General features: G+C 60.0%; 19 protein-coding genes and 1 pseudogene. 13 read left to right on the top strand and 7 right to left on the bottom strand.

What is annotated here, in order from left to right:
* Window positions 1–318: phage holin family protein (locus AC07W0_RS13150; protein ID WP_102617506.1), on the bottom strand; the 318-nt coding region annotated here is incomplete at its 3' end.
* A gap of 710 nt (window positions 319–1,028) precedes the next feature.
* A complete protein-coding gene (locus tag AC07W0_RS13145; protein ID WP_102617507.1) occupies window positions 1,029–1,763 on the bottom strand; it encodes a LexA family transcriptional regulator in 735 nt (244 codons plus the stop codon).
* Between the two features lie 197 nt (window positions 1,764–1,960).
* Here AC07W0_RS13145 and mutS point away from each other — a divergent pair, with 197 nt between their 5' ends.
* The gene (mutS, locus tag AC07W0_RS13140; RefSeq protein ID WP_026139756.1) at window positions 1,961–4,552 is read left to right on the top strand and encodes a DNA mismatch repair protein MutS; all 2,592 of its coding nucleotides are present in this window, start codon (window positions 1,961–1,963) and stop codon (window positions 4,550–4,552) included.
* 142 nt (window positions 4,553–4,694) lie between these two features.
* A complete protein-coding gene (gene fdxA / locus AC07W0_RS13135) occupies window positions 4,695–5,018 on the top strand; it encodes a ferredoxin FdxA (RefSeq protein ID WP_003222178.1) in 324 nt (107 codons plus the stop codon).
* A gap of 498 nt (window positions 5,019–5,516) precedes the next feature.
* On the opposite strand, the gene apbC is transcribed toward fdxA, so the two are convergent.
* The gene (apbC, locus tag AC07W0_RS13130) at window positions 5,517–6,611 is read right to left on the bottom strand and encodes an iron-sulfur cluster carrier protein ApbC (protein WP_017844637.1); all 1,095 of its coding nucleotides are present in this window, start codon (window positions 6,609–6,611) and stop codon (window positions 5,517–5,519) included.
* 171 nt (window positions 6,612–6,782) lie between these two features.
* Here apbC and metG point away from each other — a divergent pair, with 171 nt between their 5' ends.
* The 8 genes and pseudogenes from metG (at window position 6,783) to AC07W0_RS13090 (ending at window position 13,432) form a co-directional block, all read left to right on the top strand.
* Window positions 6,783–8,834, top strand: a complete 2,052-nt coding sequence (metG, locus tag AC07W0_RS13125; protein ID WP_017844635.1) for a methionine--tRNA ligase — start codon at window positions 6,783–6,785, stop codon at window positions 8,832–8,834.
* Window positions 8,835–8,937: 103 nt separating this feature from the next.
* Complete coding sequence (locus AC07W0_RS13120) at window positions 8,938–9,510, top strand: Rnf-Nqr domain containing protein (protein WP_102617508.1); 573 nt, start codon at window positions 8,938–8,940, stop codon at window positions 9,508–9,510.
* 17 nt (window positions 9,511–9,527) lie between these two features.
* Window positions 9,528–9,899 (top strand): annotated as a pseudogene (gene rsxB / locus AC07W0_RS13115) (electron transport complex subunit RsxB); the annotation flags it as partial.
* 556 nt (window positions 9,900–10,455) lie between these two features.
* A complete protein-coding gene (locus AC07W0_RS13110) occupies window positions 10,456–11,415 on the top strand; it encodes an RnfABCDGE type electron transport complex subunit D (RefSeq protein WP_017844632.1) in 960 nt (319 codons plus the stop codon).
* Window positions 11,412–11,990, top strand: a complete 579-nt coding sequence (locus tag AC07W0_RS13105) for an RnfABCDGE type electron transport complex subunit G (protein ID WP_102617510.1) — start codon at window positions 11,412–11,414, stop codon at window positions 11,988–11,990. Before AC07W0_RS13110 ends, AC07W0_RS13105 begins: the two co-directional genes overlap by 4 nt.
* Window positions 11,987–12,481, top strand: coding sequence for an Rnf-Nqr domain containing protein (locus AC07W0_RS13100; RefSeq protein WP_102617511.1), 495 nt, complete (start codon window positions 11,987–11,989; stop codon window positions 12,479–12,481). Before AC07W0_RS13105 ends, AC07W0_RS13100 begins: the two co-directional genes overlap by 4 nt.
* Before the next feature lie 25 nt (window positions 12,482–12,506).
* Window positions 12,507–13,145, top strand: coding sequence for an endonuclease III (nth, locus tag AC07W0_RS13095; protein WP_046384541.1), 639 nt, complete (start codon window positions 12,507–12,509; stop codon window positions 13,143–13,145).
* Window positions 13,146–13,252: 107 nt separating this feature from the next.
* Entirely contained in the window at window positions 13,253–13,432 is a 180-nt protein-coding gene (locus tag AC07W0_RS13090) for a PA3496 family putative envelope integrity protein (protein WP_017844628.1), read from the top strand.
* Window positions 13,433–13,519: 87 nt separating this feature from the next.
* Here AC07W0_RS13090 and AC07W0_RS13085 read toward each other — a convergent pair whose 3' ends face one another.
* From AC07W0_RS13085 to AC07W0_RS13075, 3 genes are all read right to left on the bottom strand, one after another.
* Window positions 13,520–14,152 (bottom strand): response regulator transcription factor, encoded by a 633-nt coding sequence (locus AC07W0_RS13085; RefSeq protein WP_017844627.1) that lies wholly within the window; start codon window positions 14,150–14,152, stop codon window positions 13,520–13,522.
* Window positions 14,153–14,765: 613 nt separating this feature from the next.
* Window positions 14,766–15,983, bottom strand: coding sequence for an argininosuccinate synthase (locus tag AC07W0_RS13080; protein ID WP_017844626.1), 1,218 nt, complete (start codon window positions 15,981–15,983; stop codon window positions 14,766–14,768).
* Window positions 15,984–16,112: 129 nt separating this feature from the next.
* Window positions 16,113–17,021 (bottom strand): flagellar protein MotY, encoded by a 909-nt coding sequence (locus tag AC07W0_RS13075; protein WP_017844625.1) that lies wholly within the window; start codon window positions 17,019–17,021, stop codon window positions 16,113–16,115.
* Between the two features lie 156 nt (window positions 17,022–17,177).
* Here AC07W0_RS13075 and pyrC point away from each other — a divergent pair, with 156 nt between their 5' ends.
* Together pyrC and rnt are read left to right on the top strand one after the other, a co-directional pair.
* Entirely contained in the window at window positions 17,178–18,224 is a 1,047-nt protein-coding gene (gene pyrC / locus AC07W0_RS13070) for a dihydroorotase (protein ID WP_017844624.1), read from the top strand.
* Entirely contained in the window at window positions 18,221–18,892 is a 672-nt protein-coding gene (gene rnt / locus AC07W0_RS13065; RefSeq protein WP_017844623.1) for a ribonuclease T, read from the top strand. The genes pyrC and rnt overlap by 4 nt, the downstream gene beginning before the upstream one ends.
* Window positions 18,893–18,954: 62 nt before the next feature.
* On the opposite strand, the gene AC07W0_RS13060 is transcribed toward rnt, so the two are convergent.
* Window positions 18,955–19,557: a peroxiredoxin gene (locus AC07W0_RS13060; RefSeq protein ID WP_017844622.1), complete on the bottom strand. Its 603-nt coding sequence runs from the start codon at window positions 19,555–19,557 to the stop codon at window positions 18,955–18,957.
* A gap of 245 nt (window positions 19,558–19,802) precedes the next feature.
* Between AC07W0_RS13060 and AC07W0_RS13055 the strand changes: the two genes are divergently transcribed.
* Window positions 19,803–20,021: a bacterioferritin-associated ferredoxin gene (locus tag AC07W0_RS13055; RefSeq protein ID WP_026139755.1), complete on the top strand. Its 219-nt coding sequence runs from the start codon at window positions 19,803–19,805 to the stop codon at window positions 20,019–20,021.
* Window positions 20,022–20,144 lie beyond the last annotated feature (123 nt).

Raw genomic sequence — 20,144 nt, 5'->3', positions numbered from 1 at the left:
GGCCTCGTCGACGCCAATGCGCTTGGCCGCCCAACGTTCATAAAGGCCAATGGCGACGTCTGCACCGGCCATGGCTGTCAGGCAGCCGAGGGCGCCGGCGGTCCAGATCGACATGCCGGCGGCGTACAACAGCATCAACGCCGAGACCCCGCAGACCATGCACGCCCCAGACCGCAGTGCCAGGCGCCGGATCAGCGACCAACCACGGGCGCCCTCCTTGTCGGCTCGCCACATTTCGCCAGAAACTCCGCCGATCAGCGCCAGTACGATCACCAGCCAGATAGGCATTTCCGCTAACGCTTGCTGCTCGTTTGTCATGTCACGCCTCCTGGCTGAGCAATGCCGGAAAAATGCCGGCGTTTGGGTAAATCCATTTATAGGTAGGCATTCCAAAAAGCCCGGTTGCCCGGGCTTTTCAGTAATGCGGTCCTGTGCCCAGCCTCACCCATACGATCCTCTTGTGAGGAGTGGCTGTTGTTGAGCGGCAACGCCGCATGGCGACAAAAGACGCCTTCAAAAGGGTCAGTATGGGTGAGGCTGGGTACTCGATCTTTCGGCGCTACTGGCGCGGTACGGATCTTTCCTCAATGTTTTTCCGACCACGATCCCTGTCTGCCGGATAACTGCTTCTGGTGCTTTACGCTGCACACCCGGGTCAGTTGCCAACCCTCTGAACCGTCAAGGCCGGTTCATCGCTGCCTGTTCTTGTAAAACGGTGAAACTAAAGAGCGTCGGCATCCTTGCCGGTGTTACCTGGCATCCCTGCCATCGCTTCGATGGCGTCCGTGCCGATGTTGCGTGCCTTCCTTGTCGTTCCTGGCAGCATCCTTGCCACCTCCACCGAGCCTTGTTGGCCGGCTTGAGACAAAGAATATGCATGTATGCATATACAGTCAATGCACAAATGCATTTATTTTTGCCGAACAAATGCACTAATGCATTGGAAGCCTTGCTGACAAAGGGTTTGATGCCTTTCTACAGACGAAAAAAAGCCCGCTGATTGGCGGGCTTCGTCTTACGCAAAAAGGTTAACGGGCGTACATGCCCCACCAGAAGACATGACCGAGGATGCTGATCTGTTCATCCTGGATGTCCTGGAAGCTGTAGTCTTCGTCCGGGTGCTCATCACGGTTGAAACTGCGCAGGCGAATCCCGGAAGGCAGGCGATAGAGCTGTTTGACCCGCAACTGACCATTGTGATTGATGGCGTACAAGTCGCCATCGACGATGTCGCCAATCGCACTCTTGCCCGCATTCACCCCCACCGTCGCGCCATCACGCAGCACCGGTAACATGCTGTTGCCGCGCACCGTCACACACTTGGCCTGGTCGAACTGCACACCGTTATGCCGCAGGCTGCGCTTGCCGAACCGCAGGCTGGCCTTCTCGCTTTCCTCGATGACGAATCTTCCTGATCCAGCAGCCAATTCAACCTCACGCAGAAAGGGGATCGACACCTCGTCGTCATTCACGGGGGTGTCGTCATCCCACAGGCTTATGTCCTTGAGTTCCGAATGCATCGGGTCGCGCCCTTCATCCCGAGAAAGGCCCACCGCCGCGCGCCCGCGCAGTTGGTCGGTGCTGACGCGGAAGTACTCGGCAATGCGCGAAATGTGCTTGTCCGAAGGGTCAACGATCTTGCCGCTGAGGATCCGGGACAGCGTGGATTGAGGCACGCCGGTACGCCGGTGAAGCTCCGTGGGGGAGATCCGGTCGCGGTCCAGCAGTTCTCTTAAGACGATAGAAACGTTGCGTTTTTGCATAAAGCGGATAGTGACGACAGATTTGAAGCTTGGCAAATGCTAATTTGCATTGACCATGCATTTTTTATGCACTTACCGTGTCTTTTGAGCAGGCCTGCGAAGGGTCGACCTCGCGTGTTAACCTTGCCGCCATCGCAAAATCAGCCGGGCCAAGTGCCCCCTTTGCCACTCCTTTTAACGAATTCGCTAATTATCTGATGAGTAAAACCACTTCCGATCTGTCCTCCCACACCCCAATGATGCAGCAGTACTGGCGCCTGAAAAACCAGCACCCTGATCAGTTGATGTTCTATCGCATGGGCGATTTCTACGAGATCTTCTACGAAGACGCGAAGAAAGCCGCCAAGTTGCTGGACATCACCCTGACCGCGCGTGGGCAGTCGGCGGGGCAGTCGATTCCGATGTGTGGGATTCCTTACCATTCGTTGGAAGGCTACCTCGTCAAGCTGGTGAAGCTGGGCGAGTCGGTGGTGATCTGCGAGCAGATCGGCGACCCGGCCACCAGCAAAGGGCCGGTTGAGCGTCAGGTGGTGCGTATTATTACGCCGGGGACGGTGAGTGATGAGGCGCTGCTCGATGAGCGTCGCGATAACCTGATCGCTGCGGTGCTCGGCGACGAGCGCTTGTTCGGCCTGGCGGTGCTGGATATCACCAGTGGCAACTTCAGCGTGATGGAGACCAAAGGCTGGGAGAACCTGCTGGCGGAGCTGGAGCGTATCAATCCGGTGGAGCTGATGATCCCGGATGATTGGCCAAAGGACCTGCCGGCGGAACGTCGTCGTGGGACCAAGCGTCGCGCGCCGTGGGATTTCGAGCGTGATTCGGCGCTGAAAAGTCTGTGCCAGCAGTTCGCCGTGCAGGACCTCAAGGGCTTCGGTTGCGAAACCCTGACCCTGGCCATCGGCGCCGCCGGTTGCTTGCTCAGCTACGCCAAGGAAACCCAGCGCACCGCCCTGCCGCACTTGCGCAGCCTGCGCCATGAGCGCCTGGACGATACCGTGGTACTCGACGGCGCCAGCCGTCGCAACCTGGAGCTGGACACCAACCTGGCGGGCGGGCGCGACAACACGCTGCAATCGGTGGTCGACCGTTGCCAGACCGCCATGGGCAGCCGCTTGCTGACGCGCTGGCTGAACCGTCCGCTGCGCGACCTGACGGTGCTGCAAGCGCGGCAGACGTCGATTACCTGCCTGCTCGACGGCTATCGCTTCGAGAAGCTGCAGCCGCAGTTGAAAGAAATCGGCGATATCGAGCGCATCCTCGCGCGGATCGGCCTGCGCAACGCACGCCCGCGCGACCTGGCGCGCCTGCGCGATGCCCTCGGCGCCCTGCCGCAGTTGCAAGCGGCGATGACCGAACTGGACACGCCGCACCTGCAACAGCTGGCCGTCACCACCGGCACCTACCCGGACCTCGCGGCCCTGCTGGAAAAAGCCATTATCGACAACCCGCCGGCGATCATCCGCGACGGCGGCGTGCTCAAGACCGGTTACGACAGCGAACTGGATGAACTGCAGTCCCTGAGCGAAAACGCCGGGCAGTTCCTGATCGACCTGGAAGCCCGCGAAAAAGCCCGCACCGGCCTGGCCAACCTGAAGGTCGGCTACAACCGTGTGCATGGCTACTTCATCGAGTTGCCGAGCAAGCAGGCCGAGCAGGCGCCCATCGACTATCAACGTCGTCAAACCCTTAAAGGTGCCGAACGCTTCATCACCCCCGAGCTGAAAGCGTTCGAAGATAAAGCGCTGTCGGCCAAGAGCCGTGCCTTGGCGCGAGAAAAGATGCTGTATGAAGCACTGCTCGAAGACTTGATCAGCCGCCTCGCACCGCTGCAAGACACCGCCGCCGCCCTGGCCGAGCTGGATGTGCTGAGCAACCTGGCCGAGCGTGCGCTGAACCTTGACTTGAACTGCCCGCGGTTTGTCAGCGAACCCTGCATGCGTATCGTGCAGGGGCGCCACCCGGTGGTGGAGCAGGTATTGACCACGCCGTTTGTCGCTAACGATCTGTCGCTGGATGACGAAACCCGCATGCTGGTGATCACCGGTCCGAATATGGGCGGTAAATCCACCTATATGCGCCAGACCGCATTGATCGTGTTGCTCGCGCATATCGGCAGCTTTGTGCCAGCGGCCAGTTGCGAGCTGTCCCTGGTGGACCGCATCTTCACGCGGATCGGTTCCAGCGATGACCTCGCCGGCGGCCGCTCGACCTTTATGGTGGAGATGAGCGAAACCGCGAACATCCTGCACAACGCCACCGAGCGCAGCCTGGTGCTGATGGACGAAGTCGGTCGCGGCACCAGCACGTTCGACGGCCTGTCCCTGGCCTGGGCGGCGGCCGAGCGCCTGGCGCACCTGCGCGCCTATACGCTGTTCGCCACCCACTACTTCGAACTGACCGTGCTGCCGGAAAGCGAGCCGCTGGTGGCCAACGTGCATCTCAATGCCACCGAGCACAACGAACGTATCGTGTTCCTGCACCATGTGCTGCCAGGGCCGGCCAGCCAGAGTTACGGCCTGGCCGTGGCGCAGTTGGCCGGTGTGCCGAACGACGTGATCACCCGCGCCCGCGAGCACCTCAGCCGCCTGGAAGCCACCGCCCTGCCCCACGACACCGTGGTCGCCAGCCCGAAGAAGAGCAACAGCAAATCCAACGCGCCACACCAGAGCGATATGTTCGCCAGCCTGCCCCATCCGGTGCTGGATGAATTGGCAAAACTTGACCTGGACGACTTGACACCGCGAAAAGCGCTGGAAATGCTCTATACACTGAAGACACAGATCTAACGCAGACGCTTGCAAGCTGATATTATCTCGCGCGGTTTGGGATGCTGCGGGCTTTTAGCCTGGCTCGCAGATTATCGCTCTCAAACCTCGCGGGCCCCACCATAAGGGGTTTCGCTGCCGCCGCCTGAGGAGAAAATTAGAAATGACCTTCGTCGTCACCGACAACTGCATCAAGTGCAAATACACCGACTGCGTAGAAGTCTGTCCGGTGGACTGCTTCTACGAAGGCCCGAATTTCCTGGTGATCCACCCGGATGAGTGCATTGACTGCGCCCTGTGTGAACCTGAATGCCCGGCCGTCGCTATTTTCTCCGAGGACGAGGTCCCGGAAGATATGCAGGAATTTATCCAGTTGAACGTCGAACTGGCGGAAATCTGGCCGAACATCACGGAGAAGAAAGAGTCGCTGCCGGATGCGGAAGAGTGGGATGGCGTAAAAGGCAAGATCAAGGATCTCGAGCGCTGACAGCGCCGCAGCCCAACAAAAAAGGCCCCTTGCGGGCCTTTTTTGCGTTCAGGGGCAGGCATTTCACTTTTCTGCAGGCGAAAAAAGGGGCGGTATGACCCGCCCACATTTTTTCCCTAGTCCCTGTATTCCTTTTTCATCATCCTGATGAATCGCATCCTGCGACGTTCCTTCAAACCATCGTTCCTTGATGGCTGTGTCAATCCGTGGACACAGGACTGATAGTAACCAGTTCCCAGGGAAGTACAACGCAACCCAACCCGTCGCCTGCCGAGCTTTCGCTCTCGCGAGCCAATAAATAATTGTTATATTTCAATTGATTAGAAATATGGCCAGACAATTTGAGATTTCCGGAAGCGCAAAAAAAACCAAACACTTACGCGAGAGTAAGCAAATGCTTACACGAGCAACTGCGTAAGAGCCTGGCAAGCGATACCTGGCCGTTCGGCGGACAAGAAAAAGCCCCGACAATAGCGGGGCTTGTTTCCTACGAATGACTCAGTCGTCGCTGACTGTAATCGTCGGCATGGCCGGTGAAGCCGCTTCTTGCAGGACAATCCGCGCGCCCACGTGACGCGCCAGTTCCTGATAAACCATGGCGATCTGGCCATCAGGCTCGGCTGCCACTGTCGGTTTGCCACCATCGGCCTGTTCGCGAATCACCATCGCCAGCGGCAGCGAGGCCAGCAGTTCGACGCCGTACTGGGTCGCCAACTTCTCGCCGCCCCCCTCACCAAACAAATGCTCGGCATGGCCACAGTTGGAGCAGATGTGAACCGCCATGTTTTCCACGACGCCCAGCACCGGGATGTTGACCTTGCGGAACATTTCCACGCCTTTCTTCGCGTCCAGCAACGCCAGGTCCTGCGGCGTGGTCACGATCACCGCACCGGCCACCGGGACTTTTTGCGCCAGGGTCAGCTGGATGTCGCCGGTGCCTGGCGGCATGTCGATCACCAGGTAGTCCAAATCGCCCCAGGCGGTCTGGGTCACCAGTTGCAGCAAGGCGCCGGAAACCATCGGCCCGCGCCACACCATCGGCGTGTTGTCGTCGGTCAGGAACGCCATGGACATCACTTCCACGCCCAGCGACTCGATGGGCACGAACCACTTCTGGTCCTTGATTTTCGGGCGGGTGCCCTCGGCAATGCCGAACATCACGCCCTGGCTCGGGCCGTAGATATCCGCGTCGAGAATCCCCACGCGGGCGCCTTCGCGCGCCAGCGCCAGCGCCAGGTTGGCCGCCGTGGTGGATTTACCCACGCCGCCCTTGCCGGAGGCCACGGCCACCACATTCTTCACGTTGGCCAGGCCGGGGATCTGCGCCTGGGCCTTGTGCGGCGCGATCACGCACTGAATGTCGACCTTGGCGGAACGCACGCCCTCGAGGCCTTCGATGGCCATTTGCAGCATCTGCGCCCAGCCGCTCTTGAACAGACCGGCGGCATAGCCCAGTTCCATCCGGACCGACACCTGGTCACCCTGGATCTCGATGGCGCGGACACAACCGGCACTGACCGGATCCTGGTTCAAATAGGGGTCGGTGTACTGGCGAAGAACGGCTTCCACCGCTGCGCGATTAACGGCGCTCATGGGCTACTCCCGAAAAAGACTGACTGAAACAGGCGGCTATCCTAACCGTTCCAGCAGCTTAACGGCATGCTTTCGCAGGTTGGGAAGATGCTGAAACAGCGCCACGGGGTGAAATATATTTGCCGGCGCTTTATAGTGGCCGACCTCCGTTTCATCGAGTAGCCGAGCCCCATGTCCGAGCCACGCAAGATCCTCGTCACCAGCGCCCTGCCCTATGCCAATGGTTCCATCCATCTTGGCCATATGCTTGAGTACATCCAGACCGACATGTGGGTGCGCTTCCAGAAGCATCGCGGCAATCAATGCATCTATGTCTGCGCGGACGACGCCCACGGTTCGGCCATCATGTTGCGCGCCGAAAAGGAAGGCATTACCCCGGAACAACTGATCGCCAATGTGCAGGCTGAACACAGCGCCGACTTTGCCGAGTTCCTGGTCGACTTCGACAACTTCCATTCGACCCACGCCGACGAAAACCGCGAGCTGTCGAGCCAGATCTACCTGCGGTTGAAGGACGCCGGGCACATTGCCACGCGTTCGATCACGCAGTATTTCGACCCGGAAAAGAAAATGTTCCTGGCCGACCGCTTCATCAAGGGCACCTGCCCGAAATGCGGCACCGAGGACCAGTACGGCGACAACTGCGAAAAATGCGGTGCCACCTACGCCCCCACCGACCTGAAGAACCCCAAGTCGGCGATCTCCGGCGCCACCCCGGTGCTCAAGGATTCCCAGCACTTCTTCTTCAAGCTCCCGGATTTCCAGCAGATGCTGCAAACCTGGACGCGCAGCGGCACCCTGCAGGACGCCGTCGCCAACAAGATCGCCGAATGGCTGGATGCCGGGCTGCAACAGTGGGACATTTCCCGCGATGCGCCGTACTTCGGCTTTGAGATCCCGGGCGAGCCGGGCAAGTATTTCTACGTGTGGCTGGACGCCCCGATCGGCTACATGGCCAGCTTCAAGAACCTGTGCAAGCGCACGCCGGAGCTGGACTTCGATGCGTTCTGGGGCAAGGACTCCACCGCCGAGCTGTACCATTTCATCGGCAAGGACATCGTCAACTTCCACGCCCTGTTCTGGCCGGCGATGCTCGAAGGTGCGGGCTACCGCAAGCCGACCGGCATCAACGTACACGGCTACCTGACCGTCAACGGCCAGAAGATGTCCAAGTCCCGTGGCACCTTTATCAAGGCGCGCACCTACCTGGATCACCTGTCGCCGGAATACCTGCGCTACTACTACGCGTCCAAGCTGGGCCGTGGCGTCGACGACCTCGACCTGAACCTGGAAGACTTCGTACAGAAGGTCAACTCGGACCTCGTCGGCAAAGTCGTCAACATCGCCAGCCGTTGCGCCGGTTTCATCCACAAGGGCAATGCCGGTGTGCTGGTGGCCGAGAATGCCGCGCCGGAACTGACCGACGCGTTCCTGGCCGCCGCGCCAAGCATCGCCGATGCCTATGAAGCCCGCGACTTTGCCCGCGCCATGCGCGAGATCATGGGCCTGGCCGACCGCGCCAACGCGTGGATCGCCGACAAGGCACCGTGGTCGCTGAACAAGCAGGAAGGCAAGCAGGCGGAAGTCCAGGCCATCTGCGCCACCGGCGTCAACCTGTTCCGCCAGTTGGTGATCTTCCTCAAGCCGGTGCTGCCGTTGCTGGCCGCGGATGCCGAGGCGTTCCTCAACGTCGCGCCGCTGACCTGGAACGACCACGCCAGCTTGCTCAGCAACCATCAATTGAACGAGTTCAAACCATTGATGACCCGTATCGACCCGGTAAAAGTCCAGGCCATGAGCGACGCGTCGAAAGAAGACCTGGTCGCCAGCCCGACCGACACCGGCGAATCGAACCCGGCTGGCAACGGTGAACTGGTCAAGGACCCGCTGTCCCCGGAGATCGAGTTCGACGCCTTTGCCGCCGTTGACCTGCGGGTTGCGCTGATTCTCAAGGCCGAAGCCGTGGAAGGTGCCGACAAGCTGCTACGCCTGACCCTCGATATCGGCGACGAGCAACGCAACGTGTTCTCCGGGATCAAGAGCGCTTATCCGGACCCGTCCAAGCTCAATGGTCGCCTGACCATGATGATCGCCAACCTCAAGCCGCGGAAAATGAAGTTCGGTATTTCCGAAGGCATGGTGATGGCGGCCGGCCCCGGCGGCGAAGAAATCTACCTGCTGAGCCCTGACAGCGGCGCCAAGCCGGGTCAACGCATCAAGTAAGCCCTGCAAAACAGCCCTGTCGTCGCGGCGACAGGGCTTTTCAGCTAGTACCCCCTTCTCGCTTGCCGGATAATCAGGCCCTGTTCGCTTAACCGGCATGCCCATGACCGATATGCTCCTCACCCTTGTCAGCGCCGCCCTGATCAACAACCTCGTGTTGCAGATGCCGTTGGCCGTCGAGCCGATATTGGCCGCGCATTCACGCTCGCGGGTGCATGCATTGGGGATTGCCACCACCGTGTTGATGGCAGTGAGCGGCGTGCTCGCCTATTTGCTGGATCACTACGTGCTGCAACCGTTGGGGTTGACTGCCCTGCGGCTGTGGGTGTTTTTACCGCTGACCGCGCTGCTGATCCGCCCCGTGCTCGGCGCGCTCACGCGCCTGCGCCCGACGCTGCCGACGGAAGGGTTATGGCCGCTGCTGCTGGGCAACGCCGGGGTACTGGGCGTGGTGTTGCTGGGCATTGAAGACGATGAGGGGCTGGCGCACATGGCGGCACTGAGCGTGGGCGCCGGGCTCGGCTTCTGGCTGGTGCTGAGCCTGTTCAGCGACTTGCGCCAGCGCATCGCCGACAACGACATCCCGCTGCCCTTCCGCGGCCTGCCGGTCGAACTGATCAGCGCCGGGCTGATGGCGGTGGCTTTTCTGGGTTTCAACGCAATGATCAAAGCATGAGCCTGATTCAACGTATCGACGCGCTGCTCCCGCAAACCCAATGCGGCAAGTGCGGGCACCCGGGCTGCAAGCCCTACGCCGAAGGGATCGCCCAAGGCGAAGCCATCAATAAATGCCCGCCCGGCGGGCAGGAAACGATCGGCGCGCTCGCGCAGTTGCTGAACGTGCCGGTACTGGCACTGGACACCAGCCGCGGCGAAGCGCCACCACAGATTGCCTACATCCGTGAGGCCGAATGCATCGGCTGTACCAAATGTATCCAGGCCTGCCCGGTGGATGCGATTGTCGGCGCGGCCAAATGGATGCACACCGTGATCATCGACGAATGCACCGGTTGCGACCTATGCGTCGCGCCCTGCCCGGTCGATTGCATCGAGATGCGCCCGCTAGTGGCGGTACTGCCGATTGTCGGCGGCCTGGCGACCAACGACCACGAGCGCCGCGCGCGCGGCTTGAAGCGAGACCGCGCACGACGACGCTTTGAGCAACGCAACGCGCGCCTGCAACGGGAAGAAGAACACAAGCAGGCCGAACGCCTGGCCCGCGCCAAGCGGGCCGCGCCGTTGGCCGCCGTGCCGATCGACGCGGCGCAGGCAGCCCAGGACGCCGCGATCAAGAAAGCCAAGATCAACGTGGCGATGAGCCGTGCGCAGTTGCATAAATCCTTGAAGGCATTCGGGCATCCGCCCACCTTTGAACAGCAGTCGCAACTGATCGTGCTGCAACAACAGTTCGAAGCCGCGGAGCAGGCATTGGCCGCTCTGGAGGTGAACCCCGCGCCTGCAACGCCAGCCCCCGCCAACACCGCCGATCTCAAGCGCGCCAAGATCCAACTGGCAATGCGGCGCGCCGAATTGAAGAAAGCCCAGGATCGGAACGCCGACCCACAGCAACTGGCCGAGGCACACGCCAATCTCGACGCAGCACAGCGCCAGGTGGATGCCCATGGCCACGCTTGAGCCTCAACAGGCCCTGCAACGGGTGTTGCTGGCGACACTGCCGGGTGGGCTGGCAATGTTCTGGCTGTTCGGTTGGGGCGTGTTGATCAATCTGTTGCTGGCGACGGGCTGCGCACTGCTGGTCGATGCGGGCGTGCAGCGCCTGCGGGGGCCGCGTGGCGGCGATCTGAGCAGCCTGGTCAGCGCGACCCTGCTCGCCCTGGCACTGCCGCCCTATTGCCCCTGGTGGCTGTGCGTGGCGGCCGTGGCCAGTGGGCTGCTGCTGGGCAAGCACCTGTACGGCGGCCAGCGCAACCCCTTCAACCCGGCGATGGTCGGGTATGCGTCGATGCTGGTGGCCTTTCCGCAACTCATGACGCACTGGCCGACCACCCACGGCATGGACCTGCTGGCCGGCGCACAACAGGTATTCGGCCTGCACCGCGACGCGCCCGATGCCTGGGCCCAGGCCACGGCACTGGACGCCCTGCGACTGAACAAAAGCCTGACCATTGATGAACTGTTCGCGCGCAACCCGGCATTCGGGCATGTCGGCGGCAAGGGCAGCGAGTGGGTGAACCTGGCGTTTCTGGCCGGCGGGCTGTGGCTGTTGCGCCAGCGGGTATTCAGTTGGCACGCGCCCTTGGGCATGTTGGGTAGCCTGTTTGTGATCAGCCTGCTGTGCTGGAATGGCTCGGGCTCTGACTCCCACGGCTCGCCGCTGTTTCATCTGCTGACGGGCGCCACGCTTCTCGGCGCATTTTTTATCGTCACCGAGCCGGTCTCCGGCCCGAAAAGCCCCAGGGCCCGGCTGCTGTTCGGGGCGGGCGTTGGCCTGCTGACGTATCTGATTCGCACGTGGGGCGGTTACCCGGACGGTGTAGCCTTTGCGGTGCTGCTGATGAACCTGGCCGTGCCGGCGCTGGAACGCCTGGTGGCCGCGAAACAGCCGGCGGTCAGCCTATGAAGTCGCGCAGAGGCGTACTGCTGGCGTTGCTGATCGCTATCGGCGGCGGCACGCTGATCCTGACCCTTCAGCACCTGACTGCCGATCACGCCGCGCGCCAGGCCCTGGCCCTGCAGCGCCGGGCGCTGCTCGACCTGCTACCCGCCGACCGTTATGACAATCAGCCGCTGGAGCAACCGCTGCCGATCGCTGTGCAGCCGCTGGAGGAGAGCCAACTGCTGGGTGGCTATCGGGTGAGCCTGTCGGGCCAACCCAGCGCGGTGCTGCTGCGGTTGAGCACCAGCGGCTATGCCGGCCCGATCGAACTGCTGATCGCCATTGACCGCGACGGCAAGCTGCTGGGCATCAAGACCCTGGCGCAATCGGAAACCCCAAGCCTGGGCGGGCTTATCAGCCAGCCCGGCAACCCTTGGCTGGCTTCATTCAAGGGGCGTTCGCGCACGGACATGCAAGACTCGACCGTCGATCAAATAGCCGGTGCCACCCTCACCTCTCGAGCGGTGATCAGCGCCACCCATGACGCTTTGCTCTATTTCGACGAGCACCGCTCATCCCTGCTGGAGCCACGCCCATGACTAGAGCCGTTGGCCTGGCCAATGCAGCGATGCTCGCACCGTTGCTCGTGGTGACTGACACCCTGCCCAAAGCCCTGAGTTTCCTGGCGTTGTCGGCACTGACCGTGACGCTCTACGGCCTGGTCATGCGCGCGGTGCGCTCGCGCCTGAGCGCGTCCCTGCGGCTGGGTGCCAGCTTGATGGTCGCCGCGACACTGGTCAGTTGTGTGCAGCTACTGTTGCAGGCATTTGCGCTGCCGCTGTATCAGCAGTTGGGCATCTACCTCGCGCTGATCAGCGTGCAATGCGTTGTCCTGGAACACCATGGTTTCTTTGAGGCGGGCCAGTGCAAGGCGCAGCTACGGTTGGTCGGCCTGTTCGCCGCGCTCATGCTCGTCATGGGGTTGTTACGCGCCAGTGCCGCCACCACATTGATGCCGGCCGGGTTTATCCTGCTCGGGTTATTGCTCGCTGGGTTGCAAGCCTGGGCCCATTTTTCACAATCACGCTGACCGCCAGCAAGGAATCGCCTGCCCCATGAACGCCGCAAAACGCCTGGAAATTTTCCGCAGGCTCCACGAAGACAATCCGGAACCCAAAACCGAACTGGCCTACTCCACGCCGTTTGAGTTGCTGATTGCGGTGATTCTCTCGGCCCAATCCACAGACGTCGGCGTCAACAAGGCCACGGCCAAACTGTATCCCGTGGCGAACACGCCGGCAGCGATCCATGCCTTGGGCGTGGAAGGTTTGTCCGAATACATCAAGACCATCGGCTTGTACAACAGCAAGGCGAAAAATGTCATCGAGACCTGCCGCCTACTGGTGGAGCGGCATGGCGGTGAAGTGCCGCAAACCCGCGAAGCGCTGGAGGCTTTGCCGGGCGTGGGCCGCAAAACGGCAAACGTTGTGCTCAATACGGCGTTCCGGCAACTGACCATGGCCGTGGACACCCACATTTTCCGGGTGAGCAACCGCACCGGCATTGCCCGCGGCAAGAATGTGGTGGAAGTGGAAAAACAACTGATGAAGTTTGTCCCCAAGCCGTATCTGCTCGATTCGCACCACTGGCTGATCCTTCACGGGCGCTACGTTTGCCAGGCCCGCAAGCCGCGCTGCGGCAGCTGTCGCATCGAAGACCTGTGCGAATACAAGGACAAGACCTCGGACGATTGAGGGATCATAGGTTTTTTCGGTCTATCGATTGAAAAAATCTTTTTTACCCGCTCATGGAATATCGTTATAAGGAGCGCCAACGGCAGTCTTAGCCCGGAGTTAACGTTATGAGCACTGGCAAAGAACAACTGGAAGTGGACGATGACCTTGTCGAGTCGGATGACGATGGGCAGGAAGCACCTGTAGAGGTGGCCAAGACCAATCTAAGCAAACGCCGCACCATCGACAACCTTCTGGAAGAGCGACGCTTGCAAAAACAGCTGGCCGATTACGATTTCGACCTCTGATCAGCCGAGAACGGCCGGAAGCCTCCCTCACGGAGGCTTTTTTCTGCCGATTCGCCTGGCTATCCAGCCATGGGGTGGCGCCCTCCTCTAGACCAGGCCATTGCGTTGAGCCAACTCGATCAGATCGACCAGTGAGCGGGCATTGAGCTTGAGCAGCAAGCGTGTCTTATAGGTGCTGACGGTTTTGTTGCTGAGGAACATACCGTCAGCGATCTCCTTGTTGGTTTTGCCGCGCGCCAGTTGCTGCAACACCATCATCTCGCGTCCCGAAAGGCGCTCGACCATGTCGGCCTCGCTGGCGTTGCCCATGGTGGAACGCACCGAATTCAGCGCCTGGTTGGGAAAGTAGCTGTAGCCGGACAGCACCGCCTTGATGGCACTCAGCAATTCCGTCAGGTCCTGCTGCTTGCACACGTACCCGGCCGCCCCCGCCTGCATGCAGCGCATGGAGAAATGGCCCGGCGCCTGGGAAGTCAGGACCAGCACCTTGAACGGTGTGGCCTGTTTGGTGGACGACAGCCGGCAGATAACTTCCAGGCCATCGAGTTTGGGAATTCCAATATCCAGTATGACAATGTCCGGCATATGTTCCCGTGCAAGTTGCAACGCATCGACACCGTTATCGGTCTCGGCAACGACCTCATAACCATGACGCTCCATTAGCATGCGCACAGCAAGACGAATGACGGGATGATCATCCACGATCAGCACTTTATTCATGAGAAAGTCCAATTTCGCTGTTCGAATTATTCAGAGCAAGCACAATAGCCTAGTCGTTTCCTAGTTGGCATAGCGTTCCACCCCAAGCAACAGCAAGCAGAGACCCAACCCACAACGAGATAGGAATTAACCTACAAAAAAACACCAACTCAGATGTTTCGAGTTTTATGGAGCCTTTCAGACCTTTCCGGGCTCGCACATATTTTGAGAGAAATATCCGGTGAATAGGGGGGCAACCGTAAACGCAGCGCACACCCGTTTCAGGAAATGCCCCTTGCATGTCGCGACCGCATGGGCCGACAGGTAAAAAAAGCCTGATGATTTCAGTTCCATTCAACATATTTATTTACACCATAAATTTCCTACAGAACTTTCCGCGACTTACATCTACGCCGCACTTTTGTGAGTGAATTTTCTGTAAGACATAGTTCCTACTCAGGTGTAAATAATTCATTCCTCGGCGGGCCAGGCATCAAACTTTCTGAAACGACGAACCTCGATAGACTTTAAACAAACCTAAACAACTTTAAACATCAGGATCGCCGCGCCTTTTTTACAGGCAAAAAAAAATGGCCCCTGAACAAGGGGCCACTTTTCATTTCGACGGGAACACTCAGAACAACTTGCGACCCTTGTTGGCCGCAATACGCATGCGCAGTGCATTCAACTTGATGAAGCCTGCTGCGTCCGCCTGGTTGTAGGCGCCGCCATCTTCTTCGAAGGTGGCGATGTTGGCGTCGAACAGCGACTCATCGGACTTGCGACCGGTGACGATCACGTTGCCCTTGTACAGCTTCAGGCGCACAACGCCGTTCACGTGAGCCTGGGAAGCGTCGATCATCTGTTGCAGCATCAGACGCTCAGGGCTCCACCAGTAGCCGGTGTAGATCAGGCTAGCGTACTTGGGCATCAACTCGTCTTTGAGGTGAGCCACTTCGCGGTCCAGGGTGATCGACTCGATCGCGCGGTGGGCGCGCAGCATGATGGTGCCGCCTGGGGTTTCGTAGCAGCCACGGGACTTCATGCCCACGTAACGGTTCTCGACGATGTCGAGACGGCCGATACCGTGTTCGCCGCCGATACGGTTCAGGGTCGCCAGTACGGTGGCCGGGGTCATCTCGACGCCGTCCAGCGCGACGATGTCGCCGTTGCGGTAGGTCAGTTCCAGGTACTGCGGCTTGTCAGGAGCGTTCTCCGGAGAGACGGTCCAACGCCACATGTCTTCTTCGTGCTCAGTCCAGGTGTCTTCCAGCACGCCGCCTTCATAGGAGATGTGCAGCAGGTTGGCGTCCATTGAGTACGGGGACTTCTTCTTGCCGTGACGCTCGATCGGGATGCCATGCTTTTCAGCGTAATCCATCAGCTTTTCACGGGACAGCAAGTCCCATTCACGCCAAGGGGCAATCACTTTCACGCCCGGCTTGAGGGCATAGGCGCCCAGTTCGAAACGCACCTGGTCGTTGCCTTTGCCGGTGGCGCCATGGGAAATGGCGTCAGCGCCGGTTTCGTTGGCGATTTCGATCAGGCGCTTGGCGATCAGCGGACGTGCGATGGAGGTACCCAGCAGGTACTCGCCTTCGTAGACGGTGTTGGCGCGAAACATCGGGAAAACGAAATCGCGGACGAACTCTTCGCGCAGGTCGTCAATGTAGATCTCTTTGACGCCCATGGCTTGCGCCTTGGCGCGTGCAGGTTCGACCTCTTCGCCCTGACCCAGGTCAGCGGTGAAGGTCACCACTTCACAGTTATAAGTATCCTGCAGCCACTTGAGGATCACCGAAGTGTCCAGGCCGCCGGAATACGCGAGAACGACCTTGTTTACGTCGGCCATGCCATCACTCCACGGGGTTTTACGGAAAGGCAACGATTCTACCGATCAAAACCGCGAAATTACAGGGGCGCGACAGCAAATGAAGATAAAGCGACAGATTATGTCGAGCGGGCGACCAATGGTCGCACCTTATGACGTAGCGGCGGGGTTGCTCGGGCCCTTGGCTTGCGCCGCCGGTTTCTCGGGGGCGGCCACGCGTTCGAGCTGGATATTGACGCGCCGATTGCGCGCGCGGTTGGCGGCATTGGTATTGGGCGCCAAGGGGTAGCTTTCGCCGTGGAAACGCATGGTGATCTGCGATTCCGGCACCCCGTTGGCCTTGAAGTAGTCCATCACCGCCAATGCGCGACGGCGCGAGACATCGCGATTGGTCAGGCGATTGCCGCTGTTGTCGGAGTGACCGTTCAATTCGATATGGTTGACCGTCGGATCGGCCTTCATGAATTCGACGATCACCGCCAGCTTGCGCTTGGCCGCTGCGTCCAGCTCGATACCGCCACCGGGGAAGCCGACTTCGGTCTGCTTGACCTGATCGTAATTCATCGGCAGCAGCTTGGCGGTACACAGTTGATAGTCGTTGTAGGCTTTGTTGAATTTCACCGGCAACAGACGAATTTCCGAATAGCCGCCTTCACGCCCGTAATGCCGCACGGTCGGGCTGCGCCCCTCGAGCAGGCCATTGAACAGGCGCCCGGCCTGGGCCTGGGAACTGTTGAACAAGACCTCGCCACTGCCGGCACGCACGGCGCCGAGGTTGATATCGCCGCGGCCCGGTTGCCATGGCGCAGCCGCCGCCAGCAGGGTCGCCGATCCTGCGCCGAGCAAGCCGTTAAAGGCTTTCAGACGGAATGTCGCCTGCTCGCCGGCCCGGCGCACGAACTCACCCGAGCCGAAATCGGTGATCGGCTGGGTCAAGCGGCACTCGAATTTGTCGCCCTCCACCTTCCACTCAATATTCTCCAGACGTGTCTGGAACGTGAGGGCCATCGCAGGCAGGCTGGCGAACACACTGAGCAGGGCTAGATAATGCTGGCGCACGGGAGGCTCCACTGGTTTCTACAACACTTCAAAGCGTCATACATCGTTAAGGCATACCAAAGGCTATCGGATGCATCCTGCAAAACTTGATAGCGAGTGCCTGCAAGAGTCTTTTCCGGTAGCATTCCCACCAGATTGACCCGCCTGGAATCCCCAATGTCCGACCGCCTGACCCTGCTGCGTCCCGACGACTGGCATATTCATCTTCGCGATGGTGCTGCGTTGCCCCACACCGTGGCCGATGTTGCGCGCACGTTTGGCCGCGCCATCATCATGCCTAACCTGGTACCTCCGGTGCGTAATGCCGCGCAGGCCGACGCCTATCGCCAGCGCATCCTCGCTGTACGGCCGGCCGGCAGCCGCTTCGAACCGCTGATGGTGCTCTACCTGACCGACCGCACCCAGCCCGACGAAATCCGCGAGGCCAAGGCCAGCGGTTTCGTACACGCCGCCAAGCTGTATCCGGCGGGCGCAACCACCAACTCCGACTCCGGCGTGACCAGCATCGACAAGATCCTGCCAGCGATCGAAGCGATGGCCGAAGTCGGCATGCCGCTGTTGATCCACGGTGAAGTCACCCGCGGCGATGTCGACGTGTTCGATCGCGAGAAGATCTTCATCGACGAGCATATGCGCCGGGTGGTCGAGCTGTTTCCGACCCTCAAGGTGGTGTTCGAACACATCACCACGGCCGATGCGGTGCAGTTCGTCACCGAGGCCTCGGCCAACGTTGGCGCGACCATCACCGCCCATCACCTGCTCTACAACCGCAACCACATGCTGGTGGGCGGGATTCGGCCGCACTTCTATTGCCTGCCGATTCTCAAGCGCAACACCCATCAGGTGGCCCTGCTGGACGCTGCGACCAGCGGCAACCCGAAGTTCTTCCTCGGCACCGACTCGGCGCCCCACGCCCAGCATGCCAAGGAAGCGGCCTGCGGTTGTGCCGGTTGCTACACCGCCTATGCGGCGATCGAGCTGTACGCCGAAGCGTTCGACCAACGCAACGCCCTGGACAAACTCGAAGGCTTCGCCAGCCTCAACGGCCCGCGTTTCTACGGGCTGCCGGCGAATACCGACCGCATCACCCTGGTCCGTGAAGACTGGACTGCCCCCGTCAGCCTGCCGTTTGGCGAGCTGACTGTTATCCCGCTGCGCGCCGGTGAAACACTGCGCTGGCGCCTGCTGGAGGAAAGCAAGTGAGTGAAGACCATTACGATGACGAACACGAGCACAGCGGTGGCGGTTCCCGTCACCCGATGGCCGAGCGGTTTCGCGGCTATCTGCCGGTCGTCATCGACGTAGAAACCGGTGGCTTCAACTGCGCCACCGACGCGCTGCTGGAAATCGCCGCGACCACCATCGGCATGGACGAACAGGGTTTTGTGTTCGCGGAACACACCCACTTCTTCCGCGTCGAGCCGTTCGAAGGCGCCAATATCGAAGCCGCGGCCCTGGAATTCACCGGGATCAAGCTCGATCACCCACTGCGCATGGCGGTGAGTGAAGAAGCTGCGCTGACCGATATCTTCCGTGGCGTGCGCAAGGCGTTGAAGGCCAATGGCTGCAAACGCGCGATCCTGGTGGGGCACAACAGCAGCTTCGACCTGGGCTTCCTGAATGCCGCCGTGGCGCGGCTGGACATGAAGCGCAACCCGTTCCACCCGTTCTCCAGCTTCGACACCGCTACGCTCGCCGGCCTGGCTTATGGCCAGACCGTATTGGCCAAAGCCTGCCAGGCCGCCGGTATCGACTTTGACGGTCGCGAAGCCCACTCGGCGCGCTATGACACCGAAAAGACCGCCGAGCTGTTCTGCGGCATCGTCAACCGTTGGAAACAGATGGGCGGCTGGGAAGACTTCAACGACTGAAGTGGAATCCCGCGCATAAAAAACCGGCCTTCTCAGGCCGGTTTTTTTACCGCAAACGTGGCTTACAGCTTGCCGGCGTTCTCGGTCAGGTAGGCTGCAACGCCTTCTGGCGAAGCGTTCATGCCTTTGTCGCCTTTTTTCCAGTTGGCAGGGCAGACTTCGCCGTGCTCTTCGTGGAATTGCAGCGCGTCGACCAGACGGATCAGCTCTTCCATGTTACGGCCCAGCGGCAGGTCGTTGATGATCTGCGAGCGCACAACGCCCTTGTCATCGATCAGGAACGCGCCACGGAACGCCACGCCGCCTTCGGACTCAACGTCGTAGGCCTTGGCGATGTCGTGCTTCATGTCGGCAGCCATGGTGTATTTGACTTTGCCGATGCCGCCATCGTTGATGGCAGTGTTGCGCCAGGCGTTGTGGGTGAAATGGGAGTCGATGGAAACCGCGACCACTTCAACGTTACGCGCCTTGAAATCGTCCATGCGGTGGTCCAGAGCGATCAGCTCCGAAGGGCAGACGAAAGTGAAGTCCAGCGGGTAGAAGAACACCAGGCCGTATTTGCCTTTGATGGCTTCAGACAGCTTGAAGCTGTCAACGATTTCGCCAGTGCCGAGAACGGCAGGTACGTCGAAATCCGGGGCTTGTTTGCCGACGAGTACGCTCATTGGATATCTCCTGATGCAGGGGTGACGATTGAAGTAAAAGGACCGGCCTTGAGTCTGCCGCGCATAAGCGACAAGCCTGTGACGCAGTCACGCTTCGTGAAGACCGACCATCATACACTGAAAAAACCGTTCGTCAGCGCACAGGCAAAGTCGCGGCCCAGCACGGCAAAACTACTTTGACAATCATTCTCGTTAACATTAAGATCCATCGCACTTAAGCCTTAAACCCGCGATGGTTCTCCCTTATGTATGTCTGCCTCTGCACTGGCGTCACCGACGGACAAATCCGCGAAGCAATCTACGAAGGTTGCTGCAGCTACAAGGAAGTGCGTGAAACGACCGGCGTTGCCAGCCAATGTGGCAAATGTGCTTGCCTCGCCAAGCAAGTGGTACGGGAAACCCTGACGCAGCTGCAAACAGCCCAGGTCGCGCTGCCCTATTCAGCAGAATTTACACACGCCTGAATCAACGTATTTTAAAGAGCCGGACTTAGTGTCCGGCTTTTTTATGCCCGCAATTCAATTAGTTAGGGCCAAGACGCGGAACATAAACATTCTTATTCAGATTAATTTTCATTTATTATTCAA

The organism is Pseudomonas sp. GW704-F2, from assembly GCF_059423025.1.
The sequence above is the reverse complement of the archived record's forward strand: the minus strand, read 5'-3'. Positions and strand labels throughout refer to the sequence as shown.

Coding starts and splice junctions, on each gene's coding strand:
- AC07W0_RS13100 (WP_102617511.1), top strand. CDS start 11,987: ATGACTAGAGCCGTTGGCCTGGCCAATGCAGCGATGCTCGCACCGTTG.
- AC07W0_RS13060 (WP_017844622.1), bottom strand. CDS start 19,557: ATGAGCGTACTCGTCGGCAAACAAGCCCCGGATTTCGACGTACCTGCC.
- AC07W0_RS13105 (WP_102617510.1), top strand. CDS start 11,412: ATGAAGTCGCGCAGAGGCGTACTGCTGGCGTTGCTGATCGCTATCGGC.
- AC07W0_RS13145 (WP_102617507.1), bottom strand. CDS start 1,763: ATGCAAAAACGCAACGTTTCTATCGTCTTAAGAGAACTGCTGGACCGC.
- apbC (WP_017844637.1), bottom strand. CDS start 6,611: ATGAGCGCCGTTAATCGCGCAGCGGTGGAAGCCGTTCTTCGCCAGTAC.
- AC07W0_RS13085 (WP_017844627.1), bottom strand. CDS start 14,152: ATGAATAAAGTGCTGATCGTGGATGATCATCCCGTCATTCGTCTTGCT.
- fdxA (WP_003222178.1), top strand. CDS start 4,695: ATGACCTTCGTCGTCACCGACAACTGCATCAAGTGCAAATACACCGAC.
- AC07W0_RS13090 (WP_017844628.1), top strand. CDS start 13,253: ATGAGCACTGGCAAAGAACAACTGGAAGTGGACGATGACCTTGTCGAG.
- AC07W0_RS13110 (WP_017844632.1), top strand. CDS start 10,456: ATGGCCACGCTTGAGCCTCAACAGGCCCTGCAACGGGTGTTGCTGGCG.
- metG (WP_017844635.1), top strand. CDS start 6,783: ATGTCCGAGCCACGCAAGATCCTCGTCACCAGCGCCCTGCCCTATGCC.
- nth (WP_046384541.1), top strand. CDS start 12,507: ATGAACGCCGCAAAACGCCTGGAAATTTTCCGCAGGCTCCACGAAGAC.
- AC07W0_RS13080 (WP_017844626.1), bottom strand. CDS start 15,983: ATGGCCGACGTAAACAAGGTCGTTCTCGCGTATTCCGGCGGCCTGGAC.
- AC07W0_RS13055 (WP_026139755.1), top strand. CDS start 19,803: ATGTATGTCTGCCTCTGCACTGGCGTCACCGACGGACAAATCCGCGAA.
- AC07W0_RS13120 (WP_102617508.1), top strand. CDS start 8,938: ATGACCGATATGCTCCTCACCCTTGTCAGCGCCGCCCTGATCAACAAC.
- mutS (WP_026139756.1), top strand. CDS start 1,961: ATGAGTAAAACCACTTCCGATCTGTCCTCCCACACCCCAATGATGCAG.
- pyrC (WP_017844624.1), top strand. CDS start 17,178: ATGTCCGACCGCCTGACCCTGCTGCGTCCCGACGACTGGCATATTCAT.